8 protein-coding genes and 3 pseudogenes are annotated in these 12,165 nt (G+C 68.2%); 5 read left to right on the forward strand and 6 right to left on the reverse strand.

Annotation, left to right across the window (positions count from 1 at the left end):
- Window positions 1-324: hypothetical protein (locus AC3EUJ_RS36220; protein ID WP_431969117.1), on the forward strand; the 324-nt coding region annotated here is incomplete at its 5' end.
- A gap of 227 nt (window positions 325-551) precedes the next feature.
- On the opposite strand, the gene AC3EUJ_RS36225 is transcribed toward AC3EUJ_RS36220, so the two are convergent.
- A complete protein-coding gene (locus AC3EUJ_RS36225) occupies window positions 552-2,129 on the reverse strand; it encodes an ADP-ribosylglycohydrolase family protein (RefSeq protein ID WP_431969119.1) in 1,578 nt (525 codons plus the stop codon).
- 137 nt (window positions 2,130-2,266) lie between these two features.
- Between AC3EUJ_RS36225 and AC3EUJ_RS36230 the strand changes: the two are divergent.
- Window positions 2,267-2,593, forward strand: a pseudogene (locus AC3EUJ_RS36230) (helix-turn-helix domain-containing protein); the annotation flags it as partial.
- 557 nt (window positions 2,594-3,150) lie between these two features.
- On the opposite strand, the pseudogene AC3EUJ_RS36235 reads toward AC3EUJ_RS36230, so the two are convergent.
- A pseudogene (locus AC3EUJ_RS36235) lies at window positions 3,151-3,336 on the reverse strand (restriction endonuclease); the annotation flags it as partial.
- A 269-nt stretch (window positions 3,337-3,605) separates the two neighbouring features.
- Here AC3EUJ_RS36235 and AC3EUJ_RS36240 point away from each other — a divergent pair.
- Window positions 3,606-4,478, forward strand: coding sequence for a hypothetical protein (locus tag AC3EUJ_RS36240; protein WP_431969121.1), 873 nt, complete (start codon window positions 3,606-3,608; stop codon window positions 4,476-4,478).
- A 268-nt stretch (window positions 4,479-4,746) separates the two neighbouring features.
- On the opposite strand, the pseudogene AC3EUJ_RS36245 reads toward AC3EUJ_RS36240, so the two are convergent.
- Window positions 4,747-5,865, reverse strand: a pseudogene (locus AC3EUJ_RS36245) (IS630 family transposase).
- A gap of 329 nt (window positions 5,866-6,194) precedes the next feature.
- Here AC3EUJ_RS36245 and AC3EUJ_RS36250 point away from each other — a divergent pair.
- Window positions 6,195-6,422 (forward strand): hypothetical protein, encoded by a 228-nt coding sequence (locus tag AC3EUJ_RS36250; RefSeq protein ID WP_431969123.1) that lies wholly within the window; start codon window positions 6,195-6,197, stop codon window positions 6,420-6,422.
- 460 nt (window positions 6,423-6,882) lie between these two features.
- Here the strand turns inward: AC3EUJ_RS36250 and AC3EUJ_RS36255 are convergent, their stop codons facing one another.
- The gene (locus AC3EUJ_RS36255; protein WP_431969125.1) at window positions 6,883-7,215 is read right to left on the reverse strand and encodes a hypothetical protein; all 333 of its coding nucleotides are present in this window, start codon (window positions 7,213-7,215) and stop codon (window positions 6,883-6,885) included.
- 279 nt (window positions 7,216-7,494) lie between these two features.
- Here AC3EUJ_RS36255 and AC3EUJ_RS36260 point away from each other — a divergent pair, with 279 nt between their 5' ends.
- A complete protein-coding gene (locus tag AC3EUJ_RS36260; RefSeq protein ID WP_431969127.1) occupies window positions 7,495-8,028 on the forward strand; it encodes a hypothetical protein in 534 nt (177 codons plus the stop codon).
- A 277-nt stretch (window positions 8,029-8,305) separates the two neighbouring features.
- On the opposite strand, the gene AC3EUJ_RS36265 is transcribed toward AC3EUJ_RS36260, so the two are convergent.
- Both AC3EUJ_RS36265 and AC3EUJ_RS36270 read right to left on the reverse strand, forming a co-directional pair.
- Window positions 8,306-10,864 carry a GmrSD restriction endonuclease domain-containing protein gene (locus AC3EUJ_RS36265; protein ID WP_431969129.1) on the reverse strand — a complete coding sequence of 853 codons (2,559 nt, stop codon included), beginning with the start codon at window positions 10,862-10,864 and terminating at the stop codon, window positions 8,306-8,308.
- Window positions 10,865-11,206: 342 nt separating this feature from the next.
- Window positions 11,207-12,165 (reverse strand): 3'-5' exonuclease (locus AC3EUJ_RS36270; RefSeq protein ID WP_431969131.1); only part of this gene is annotated, 959 nt, incomplete at its 5' end.

The following is a 12,165-nucleotide window of genomic DNA, read 5'->3' on the forward strand; positions in this document are numbered from 1 at the left end:
AAGGACGCGATCCATCTGGCCCGGCACGCCATCGACCTGCTCGGCCCGATCGAAAACGAAACCGACCACCCCTACCTGCTCTGGCTCGCCCAACTCCACCACGATCTCGCTGTCTACCTCCGCGCCGATGCACGTCCCCTGGAAGCTCTCGGCGCCGTCGGCCGGGCTATCCCGCTGCGCGAACGCCTCGCCGAGACCGATCCCGGCATGCACACCGCCCCCTTGGTCTCCGACCTTGAGCTGACCGCGACCCTGCTTGACGCGCTCGACCGACCCGACCAGGCCCAACGAACCCGGGCACGCATCAAGGACCTGACCTGTTGACGGATGCCGGGAGGCATTGAGTAGCCACCTTCCGGCTCAACAAGGTCACTGCCAACTGCGGGAAGACGGCCTCGAGGCTTCGGACCTCGGCTTCGTGGGCTGGACGACGACCTCGGTGACCCGGTGATCGTCACCGGCCGCAAGACGACCCGAGGTAAGCCGCTGACCGCCGGCACCCCGACCCCGCGGTGGTGATCTTCGGCGTGGAGCTCATTCGGTATCGTCCCTCAGGCGCTGGCCCCGTCGACCTTGCCCACCTGGCCGGGCTGCGGGGTGGGTCCGGTCGGCTTCCCTTGGGGGGCTGCTGTGGTGGTCAGTTCGTGCACCACATCGTGGAGCTCAGGGTGCGCTGACAGATGCCAGCCCTGCACCAGTACCTCGCGCAGGTCTTTGAGCGCGGTGGTGGGGTCGGTGCCGTGGGCCAGGTGGCTGTATACAGCCGCGACGGCCGGGGTGCGGCTCTGCCCGGCGAAGCAGTGGAGCGGGACGCGCTTGCCCTCCTGGCGCAGCCGCAGCACCTGACGGGCGGCCTGGTCCACGACGTAGTGAAGGTTGGCGTTCGATCCCTGACTGTCCACCAGCCAGACGCGGACGTGCTCGGTGTCGGTGCCGGGCAGGAGCGGGGCGGTGCCGACGCGGCACAGTGAGACCACGGCGTCGACTCCGACCGGCTCGGCGCCCTGGGCCAGGGCCAGGTTGCCCAGAACCACCCCGGGGTCGTGGGGGTGGGGTACGGCGAAGCTGCGGTGGTCGCCGGGCGGCATCTGCGGCGACGAGGGCCAGCCGAGTTTGTCGTCGCTCCCGCCCCGGGCGGTGAGCACCGCCAGCCGGACCAGGTCGGCCGCGGTGAGGTCCGGCCAGCCGTTGACGGCCTGCTGCCATTCCAGCGGGATGCCGGAGCAGCCCCAGCGCGCGCCGAGCAGGGCGCCCGCGATCGCGGCGACGGTGTCGGTGTCCGTCCCGGCCCGAACCGCCGCCTCCAGAGCCAGCTGAAGGTGCTGGGCGGGGAAGGTGCGCTCGGCGAGGCTCAGTTCGGGCACCGCGGTGCGGGTGATGGCCGACCAGGCGGCCTGGAACGCGTGGACGACCCAGCCGTTGTTGTGGAAGTGGTACGGCGGGTTGGCCTCCGCCTCGTCCAGCCGCTTCGCCCACGTCTCCCGCCGTTCGGCCGGGAGCAGGTCCAGGCCTTCGCGTACGCCGTCGAAGGTCCCGTGCAGCACCGCCGTGCGGATGCCGGAGCACCACAGCACGCAGGCGTCGGCGCAGTCGGGGTCCGGGTGGGTGAGCGCGCTGACGGCGATGGCGGCCTCCGCCATCGCGGCGGCGTCGCCGAGGTGGGCGAGGGCGACGATCCCGGTCCGCATCAACGAGCCGTTCCCGGCGCTGCGGACGTTGCCGGCGGTGTACTCTCGGGCGGTCTCCCGCATCGCCGTGCCCGCCGACCCGGGTGCGCGGGCGGCGGTGCTCAGGATCATGCTGGTCTGGTTGCCGACGTCGCTGGCGCCTTCGCTCAGCCAGCCCTGGAAGTTGGCGGCGATCGCGTCCAGGGCCTCGGGGCTGCGCAGATCCGCTCCGGTCGCCGCGACCTGGGCGATGCAGACCTGCATCTGGGTGTCGTCGGAGTACTCGCCTGGCTCGTACGGACCCAGGCCGCCGCCGATCATCCGCGGTTGCTGATCCTCCCGAAGCGTCGCCTGGAACTCGTACGGCACACCCAACGCGTCACCCACCGCCGCGCCGAGCAGCACCCCGGCAGCCCGGTCGGTGCCCTTCGCGCCAAGGCGAGGGTTCGGTATGCGAGCCATGGTGCCTCCATACAGTGCGGCGGCACGCGGCGGGCGGGCCGGACGGGGCGGTGATCTGCGGGCAGCAGCGGCGGCCAGAAGCGACCGGAACGGCGCAGGCGTGGGGGGAGAATGTTGATCAAGTGATCGCGGGGGAGATGCTGCGTCAGCTTGGCACGCCACCCCACTTATCGTCAAGAAGACGCAATGGGGAGGAATGCTTCCGGCTTATGGGGCTTGGGTTCAACAACGGTGATGCGTGCAGACGCGTTGAGGACAATCCTCGGACCGGCCGTGAGTGGCGCAACGGTCGGTCCGAGGGTGGAAAGAAGCATCCGAGACTGCCCCCAGTGGTGTGGGTGGCCTCGGGGCCGTCCCGGTACCTGACGGATGACGAGCGGCTGCACATCGCCGACCGGCTGCGGGAGAAGGCAACGATCCGCGCCATCCCCACCGAGCTGGGCCGCAGCCCTTGGATCTTGTCGACGTGGTGCTGCTTGCTGCCGGTACGGAGCAGACGTGCGGCCTCAGCCACCAGGCCGTCCTGCTGCATTGTGGAGGCCGCCGTGGCGCCGTTGTGCGTGGGGCGTGGCACACGAGTCCTGCTCACCGTTGCCGCCGGGCCCGTTCCTCGTCGGGAAACGACGGCCGCACGGAAGGGCCGGAGCTGGAGGGAGATGCGGACGCCGAACCGTGCGGCTATCAGGAACGTGCCGAGCGACCAGCACGCCAGGAGGATGCCGATGAACTTCAGGACGTCCAGGGCGAGCGGGCGGGTGTAGGTCTTCTCGCCTCCGATCGAGCCCAACGGTGCCATTAGGAGACAAACTCCCGCGAACACACGCCAGTTCCGCTGCCAGAACGTCTGTACTTCGGCCGTTTTGGTGTTCCGAGCCGCTATGGGCGCGGTGGATGCGGAGGAGCGCTGGATGCGGCGTGCCGTGTCGTTGACCGGCGTCATGGCGCCGTCCAGGCGATAGCTGAAGAGCGCGATGTTCCACTCCTGGGCGTAGGCCACGGCCGTGGGCGTGTAGTCGCTGCCGGTGAAGAAGATCAGTTGTGCTGTCGATCCGTAGGGGCGCGCTCCCACGAAACGTTGCAGTTCCGGACGCCCAACCTGGGCAGCCTGGTACTTGACTTGTCCCAGTGCGCCGGTAGCGCGGACATCGATGCCGGAGTCCGGGCCTCCGGGCCGTGCGGCGGCATCGGTATAGCCCCAGTGGCGCATCCAGCGGGCTGCGTTGTGCTCGGCCTACTGCCACGACGAAATTTGCAGCGGTAGCGGCGGCACAGCCTGATGCGGCATCTCGGCCAGGTTCCCCCTCATGTACTCGCTCCCGGCTCGGCAGGCCACTGCCCAACGCAGAGCAGAAGCCACACCTGACAGAGGAATAGCAGGTCGGCGCGGAACTGCCCCATAGTAGGCGGTGCCGTAGTGACCGCAGTAGCGGGAAGTACGTGAAAGCGAGATGCCCACCGGGGGAAGAAGGCCATGCGATGACTTCAGGACGCGTCAGTCTCAGCGGAGGCCAGTCGTGGATCAACCGGCTGCGCGCCCGAACCGTCGGACGTGAAGTCCTGAGCTCCAGTCAGATGGCTGTCGCCATCGGCGGGCTGAATACCACCCTGGCCGAACTCAAGCGCGCGGTACGCGACTACGACCAGGTCGGGGCCGCGGATCTGTACGCTCTGGCCTGGCACAAGGCCGCGGATATTCCGGTCTCTGCTTCCCGTGAGCAGCGCAGCGCACTCAGGGAGATCCGCGAGACCATCGATTCGCAGGCGTGGAAACAGCGCTCCCGCGAAGAGGCGGCGAGATCCCAGCAGCCGGCATCTGCCGTGGCACCGCCGCCCCAGCCCAAGACCACACCGCGCGCCAGGCCGCAGCGCAGCGCCCGACCGGAGAGCACCACGCGGACACCGATCCGACAATCCGCCAGCGACCAGGGTCGTGCAGTTGAACCGCGGCAGAGCCGTTCCGACGCCTCGTCGCAGCCAGCATCCGAGCAGCATGAAGCCATTGAGCTCCTGCCTCTCGGCCAACTGCTCGAGATCGCCTCGCAGGTCCGGCCGGTCCTGACACGGATCGCGCGTGACCGCGCGCTGGTCACCTGGTCCGACCTGCGTCAGCGGATACACGGTCTGCCGCGCCTCAGCCTGGAGAATCAGGCAGCGGTGCTGGTCCTGGTGGACCAGGACTCCGATGGCGACGAGCCGTTGCTGTCCGCCCTGGTGACGGTGGGCAATGGGCAGATGCACCCGCACTTCCCCGTCATCGTCGAATTCCTCGGGCGCGGCGATGCCAAGCAGGTCCGTACCGCTTGGTCGTCCGAGGTTTTGAAAGTACGCCAGTGGTGGCGTCACCGGTGACATGGAGGAGAACGGCACAATGACGGCCAAGTCCGCGCACCGACTGGTCGTACGGCAACCGGGCGGAGGCCTGCTCGAGATACCAGTTGCCGACGCACGCGAGGCTCTCGTTGTCGCGGGCACTCGCCACGGTGAAGCGGTGATCGAGCGGCTCGTTGACGGCACATGGGTGGCAGTCGCTGCCCGGCTTGTCGATGGCCGATGGGTCAAGAAGAGGCAGCGAGCCACGACTAGCTAGTGCGTTGACCAAGAACGTTGACGGGGTTGATTAGGCGGCTTTGGGTCGTGGGCGGCCCCAGCGTTGTTGGCGCTCACAGCGGATCTTGGCGCGTTCGCGGCGTTGGGCTGCCAGCACGTCGGGGTGGCGGGCGTTGGCGTTTCGCCACCTGAGGTATTCCTGGAGCCTGCGGGCGAGCACGGTGTGGTTGGGGTGGTCGGAGCCGCCCATGACGAAGTTACGTAAGGGGCCGAACTGGGCCTCGATCGGGTTGGCCCACGATGCGCTCGTCGGCGTGAGGCACAGCTCGACCTTGTGCTTCTTCGCCCAGGCCCGGATCGCCGGGGTCTTGTTCGCCGACAGGTTGTCCATGATCAGGTAGATGGGGGCGCCGTCGGGCCGGGCCGCACGGATCGACTTCAGCGCGGCCAGGCTGTGGTCGCCGCCCTTGCGGCGGCGGGTCACGCCCCACAGCCGGTCGTCGCCGAGCGAGTAGCAGCCGTGGAAGTACCGGATCCCGTGAGTGCGGCGATAGGTGGCCGGCAACCGGTCCGGCTTCTTTTGCGGCGCCCAGCAGGTGCCGTGGCAGGGTCGGATCGATAACGGGCCGAACTGATCGAACGCGAAGCACCGGTCGGGGAAGCGGCTGGTCACGTGCTCGATGCGGTCGAGTTTGGTGTCCTTGTCCGGGTCCTTGGACTCCTACCAGGTGCGGGTGCGCTGGAAGGAGACCCCGTGCTCGTGCAAGATCTGCCGCAGCCGTTCGCGGCCTATGCGCACCCGGCGGTTCCCGTTGCGGGTCAGGTAGTCGGTGAGCTTGCGAAGGCTCCAATGCGTGAACGGGCGCCCCAGTTTCATGGGGCGGGTTGTGGCCGTCGCGATGATGAACTCACGGTCGTCATCGCTGATCAGGCGGGGACGGCCTCCCGCCCACTGAGGGTCCAGCGCGGCCAGGCCTTTCTCGTTGAAGGCGTGGATGACGTCCCGGACGGTGTCCTCGTGCGCGGCGACCAGCCTGGCGATCGCCGTCGCGGTGGTGCCCGACGCCGACGCCATGATGATCAGTGCCCGGCGGACCCGCACCGACTCGTGGCGGCCCCGCCGGACGATCTGCTGCAGCCTCTGCCCTTCTTGATCGGTCAATCGCCGTGCCCTGACCGGCTCTGCCATCTTCGCCCTCACCCTCAACAGCGATCACGTCGACGACGAGGATGACGCCTACAACCCAGCACCGCGAGCACCGACCGGCGGATCCCAAGCACCCCAGCAACGTTCGTGGACAACGCACTAGCGCTGAGGAGACCCGGCAGCAGACGCCGCGGACGCAGAAGCCGAAGCCCACTCGCGGACGCCGAACGGCCCGTACCTCGAAGGCGCCGGCGTACGGCATCGGCACAGGTACGTACTGGAGCGACGATCTGGCTGCGGGCCGGAAGAAGAAACGGCGGCGCAAGCGCAAGCTCTGGGAGTGACGTGCCGTCGACGACCTCCGGGTCAGCATGCCCGCCACCCGCCGCGCCCTGAAAGCGTTCGACATGGTGGTCGATATGGCACCGTCGAACCCCCTCAGCGTGGCCGCGCGCCTCGCGCAGTTCACGGCGCAGTCGCGCCTGCGCGCCGCGGAGGCCCCGACGCCCGTCGCCAGATCGATCCCGCACGGCGCCGGGCACGACCAGCGTGTGCACCACCTGCAGCAGCAGCCAGGCACCATGCCGACCATGAAGTGACCCCTGCTTGGGCGCACCGCCGGGACGTCCTCGCTGGACCGCGCCGGGATCACCTGGGGCTCCGACTCCGAGCGCGAGTGGGACGAGACCGAACTGAAGGCCTCCCGGCTGCTGGCGGTAGCGTCGTCATAGCGCAGGAGCGTGAAGGTGTTCATCATGGCGAGATAGGACAGGCACGGCAGCACCACAGGCCATGATGCCGTCTGTCCCCGTCAAGGTGAAGACAGTGGGGTGAGCGACGCGCACAGCCGGAGACCAGTGATCAAGGTAGTGACCTGGCCGGATGACTTATCGGCACCCGCAGAGCGGAGCACCACCACGCACAGTCCCAGGAGTTTGGCCGACGGCAGACTCGCTAACCATGACGGCATACGCAGTGACCGAGGCACAGGCGCGGCAGACATCGGTCAAGCCAGATCCGTCCAGCCCCGTCGCTGGCCGCTGTCCTGTGCTCTCGTCATTACACGTATCCTTTGCCGGTGCGCAGGTGAACCCGCAGCCGCTCGCCAGTTGGGCCGAGGTACGTGTAGACGGCCGCGAGCTTTTCAATGTTCCGCATCCGTTTCCACGAAGGCATCGGCGGGAGCGGGCCGCCAGGGATGGTAGTCGCCCTGACGACTTGGGCTACTTCCGGTGCGTCGGTCACCTCGGAGGCTGGAGGCTGAAGCCGCGCTATGCGCTCTTCTAGTTCGGCCAGACGCTCATGGTAGTGCTGAAGCCATGGGTACCGCGTGGAGAGTTCGATGTACTGATACCGCAGGATTTCGAGCCGTTCGAGCTTCTTCTGCATCATGGCGCTGCCCCCCTTGGCCCGAAACGGACCGGCCGCTGCCTATCTCCTGAAGGGAGAGTTCGGGACGATGCGAGGTTTTCTCGGGTGTATCGCCTGAATCGGCTGAACCGACTGCCCCTGGTTTGCGCCCCCAGCGGCAGTGCTAAGTGTTGGCGGCTCACGGCTCTTCTACTCACTTATATGCAACTTGCTCAAGAAGACACACGCGTGAGCCAGCGTGAGTAAGCTTACGCATGTCGAAGTGCAAAGATGCTGCGTTCGCAGTCAAGGGGAGGGCGAATGCGCCTGATCGATGGCACGCCGCAGGAGATTGCCGAGTTCTTGCGGCTGACAGCACCGGAGGACGATGCGGATGCCGGCGCGCCTGCTGAGGCGGAGCTGGATGCGCCTGTCGGCGGGCTGGGTGGGGAATTGGACTGGGCCCAGATCACAGATCTGGTGCGCGGTCGCGCGCGTAGTGCGGAGATCGCCAGGCGTGTGCTCGACTTCCTTCAGGGTGCCGTGGCGCTCGGTGATGTCGAGATCGGTCCGGGGGAGTCCGAGCGGACCCGGGACGGCCGCACCGACTACATCATGGTCCGCGACGCGGGCGTCCGCCGCTTCGGCGCCGTCGCCTATGTCAAGGCCACCAACGGCGGACTTACCCTGCGCCTGACCCGTGAAGACGTGGCCGATCTGGACGAGCCGCGCATCGGTTTCCGGGCGGTGCGCCCCGGTCACCAGTACGTCGTCAACTGCCCGCTCCGCGACGATGAGGCGGTCCAGGCAGCGCTGCGCCTTGTGCAGGTTGCCCTGGCGAAGGTCCGCCTCTAACACGAACAGTCCCTGACAGCGCCGCGAGGGGTCCTGTCCGATCGGACAGGACCCCTGGTGATTCCCCTGGGGCGTCGCCGGTTTCTGCTCTTGGGGTGACCTCGCTGCACACGGACTGCCGTCGGGGTGGAGCCGCTGGGCGCCGGGAGGGCCGGTTGACTTCCGCAAGGGTGCGGGCCGAGCGGGCTGGTGGGTGGCACGGTGTGCCGCCCACCAGCCGGCGTTGCGCCGTGGCACGTCCGCCCGGTGGTCTGGTTTTCGGGTGTGGTTGTGCCGGTCAGGTCGTGCGCAGTGCGTGGTCGCGGAACCAGGCGAGGGTTTCGAACAGGCTTGCTCGGCCCTCTTCGCTTTCCAGCACGGTCAAGGGGAAGGAGGGGCGCAGGCCGAGTTTGCCGTGGGGGATGGTCACGCCCTCGATCCGGTTCAGTCGCTGTCGGAGTTCGTCGCGCAGGCCGGGGTCGGTGAACGGTTCGCGTGAGGCCAGGTGCTGGAAGACGACTTCCACGGCTCCGCCGCGGCCGGTGCCGGGGAAGATCGCAAGCGGCCAGATGGTGGCCTGGGCGCCCGGCCGGTCGAGGTTGAGGAACGCGCTGGTGTAGGTGTGCCCGGTGCCCAGGCCGACCCAGCCCCCGGCTGCTTCCCAGAAGTCCAGGAGCTCGCGGACGGCGGCGACGTGTGGTTCGGGGTTGTCGGTTGCCAGCTGCTTCTGGAAGCGTTCCCAGCGCTCCTGCCAGGAGGCCCGGGCGTCGGGTGAAAGGCCGGGGCGCGTGATCTCCGGTTCGGGTTCTTCCTGCCGGAGCAGGGCTGCAAGATCGTCCGCGTCGAGCCGCTGGGAGGGCAGGGCGCCGCCGGTGGCGGTGAATTCCACGCCTTCGCTTTCCAGCAGTGCCCGTACATCGGCGCTGTCGCGGCCATCGGCCCACGTGAAGCCCTCGACTATGCGTCCGTCGAAGGTCAGCACGCGGTGGGCGTTGAGCAGGCCGGGCGTGGCCAGTAGGTGGGTGCCCACCGGTCCGGCGCTGGAGCCGATGAGCGCGGCAAGGTCGCCGTAGGTGGTCCAGGTTCCGTCCGGCATGGCGGCCAGGACCTGGTGCAGCTGGCCCCAGTCGCGGCCGCGTTCCACTCGGGAGACGCCTTCCAGGGGAGAAGGCCACAGGTCGATGACGCGGTCGGCGAGTTCATCGGCCCGTGCGAGGATCTCGGTTGCCCCCCAGCGGTCGGTGTCGGCGATCTGCCGGTTCATCTCCAGATGGCTGGCGTGCAGCAGGTCCTTCTTGCGGTCGAAGGGATTGTTGGACAGCTGGGAGTTCACTGCGGTCAAGGTGAGGTTGCCCAGGGTGTGCACGAGGCGGGCGTGGAGTTCTTCCGGGGTCTCGCCGTCGGTGCAGTCCTGGGCCAGCGCGGCCAGCCACTCCGGGCCGGCGGACTGCGGCATCACGTGCTCGACGGTGAGCTTGGCCTGGGTGAAGTCGACCGGCTCGGGGTGCTCGTAGCTCTGCTCGAGGCGTTGCAGGACGAACTTGCGCTGGTTGACCCGGCCGCGTTCGTAGAACCGGCCGGTCCGCGCGTGCTGGCGGACCTCATCGTCGGTGGGCCAGAACCGGCGGTGGGCGGACAGCAGCTGCCGCAGGCCGTCGGCAGGGGAGAGGCCGACCGGCAGCTGGCCGGGTACGGCCTGGAAGATGCGGTTGAGGTTGTTGGTGGGGATCCAGCACAGCATGCGCCGGACCAGGAAGCTCTCCACATAGGACAGGGCCCGTGCCACCTCGGCGCTGTCGATGTTGCCCTTGGAGCGTTCGTCCAGCATCAGCATGACCGCGGGGTGGGCCACGCTGGCCTGCCATTCCTGGAGCCGGTGCAGGTGCTCGCGCACGCTGCGGTCCGGTTCGCGCTCCGGATGCAGGATGCGGGTGAAGTGCTCTGCGCGCCGGTGCAGTTCCTTGATGTAGGCGAGCACGGCGTCTTCGCCGGAGCCGATGTCGGCGAAGCGCTGCTGCTGCGCGGTGTACAGGTCTTGCCGGCGCGCTCGGTCGTCGCCGTCGAGCACCAGCTGCAGCCACATCAGATGCTCGAGGTCCTCGTTGCTGAACGCCTCCTGAAGCGGCAACCAGTAGGTGTCGTACACCTCCTGGGCGCGCTGCCGCAGCTTCATGAACAGGTAGTTGCGCAGCAGGTCGGCCTGGCTGAGCTTCAGGCCGGTGTTGTTCAGGGACTCGAAGATCCGGTGGACGTTGTCGTCTTTTTCCGCACTGACCGCCACCAGGGTCATCCGGGAGGCGATGGCCTGCTCGATGAGGGCCAGGTCGTACGGATCGGCGGGGTCTTCCGCCTTGATCAGCCTGCTTTTGAAGAAGCGGTAGGTCTCGCCGACCCGGCCGCCGCCGCTGCCGGTGTGCGTGCCGCGGATGTACTCCGCGTAGTGCGCCCTGTCCGCCTGGGTCGGCAACAGCCGGAAGTAGTCCTCTCCCTGCTTGCGCTTGTTGATGAGGTACTCCTCATCGATGCGCTCTCGGGCCTCGGGGTCGGTGGCCGCCAGATGGTCGCGCAGCGCGGTCAGCGCCAGCGACAGCGTCGTGAGCCGCTGCTGGCCGTCCACGACGAGCCACCGGGGGAAGGTCGGCTCGGTCATCGGAGACGGCGCCAGCACCACCGAGCCGAGGAAGTGCGTGGTGCCGTTCTTCTGCTCCGCCAGCAGTCGTGCCTGGTCGAGGATGTCCCGCCACAGCTGATCCAGCTGACGGTCCGTCCAGGAGTACGTCCGCTGATACAGCGGGATCTGGTACTGCTGGGCCCGGCCTTGCAGCAGATCGGCCAGGATCGTCTCAGACGCCTTCATTGTCCCCTCGCAACTTTCGCATGTCCCATCCCCGACTCGGTGCCCGTGCCGCAGCCCGGGCTCCGATGACGTAGGTCATATCACCTCGCTGCGACATCACCCACTGGGCGCTGTGGATCAACGACACCCGGTGACACACCCAGTCTCGCCCCTTCTCTGAGGTGTCCACCCCCGGGCATCCCGTGCATGGCGTACGGCAGTGGGCAACTCCCTGGACGGCTGCAGGCGGGTGGCTTGCAGATGTCCCGCGCCGAGTAGAAGTTGCGCCAGGTAACCTGCCGGGCAGTCAGCAGCACCGGTAACCGGGCCGTACGCGATCACCCGCTTGTGGTCCTGGGTGGCTCAGGCTGGCAGGAAGGGGCTGGGCTCGCCGTTCCAGGAGACGAACAGGCCTTCACGGGCGCGGGTGCAGGCGACGAAGAGCAGGCACCGCTCGGCGAGCAGGTCGGTCTGGTGCTGCAGCCGGTCCACCTCGACCGGGGTGACGGCGCCGGCGGCGGGCACGCTGTGCGCGGTGACCCCGATGACCGCCATACACCGGTACTCCAGTCCCTTGATCGCGTGCATCGTCCCGACCCGCACGGCCGCACGCTCCGGCGGCGGATCGTTTCGCAGCATGGTGACCTCGATGCCCGCCTGCGTCAGCCGTTCGGCTGCAAGGTCGCCGAGCTTGCGGGTACGGGCGGCGACCCCGATGTCCTGCGGCAGTACGCCCGCCTTCAGCCAGGTGCGGATCTGGTCGACGAGGGCGTCCAGTTCCTTGGCCTGGGACGCGGCTTGGTGCAGGACCGGGCGGGTGCCGTGCAGGGTGGACCGATATCCGTCCAGGCCTTCGGCGCCCTGCCCGATGGCATCGTCGTCGTTGCCGTCCAGAGAGTCGAACGACTCACCGGTCAGCAGGGCGGTGGCCCAGGTGAGGATCTCATGCGTGGTCCGGTAGTTGAGCCACAACCGCGCCGACCGCCCGGCCACCTTGATGCCCAGGCTGCGCAGCGACACCTTGTTGTCGTAGATGCGCTGATGAGGGTCGCCGGCGATGAACAGGTCGTCCGGGCCCTCGGTGACGCACGCCCGCAGCATCCGCCACTGCGCCGGGTGAAGATCCTGAGCCTCGTCGATCACCACATGCCGGTACGCGGCCTCATCGCGGCCGGCCAGGACCCGGGCCGCCTCGTCGGCGATCTGCAGATGCGTGAACCTGCCCTCCTCCCGCAGTTGCGCGGTGAACATCTCCACCGCCCGCCACGCCTTGGCCCTTTGAACCGGCCCCAGCTGGCTGCCTCTGCCGCGTCGGGGAGCCT

It is taken from the genome of Actinacidiphila sp. bgisy160 (genome assembly GCF_057707815.1).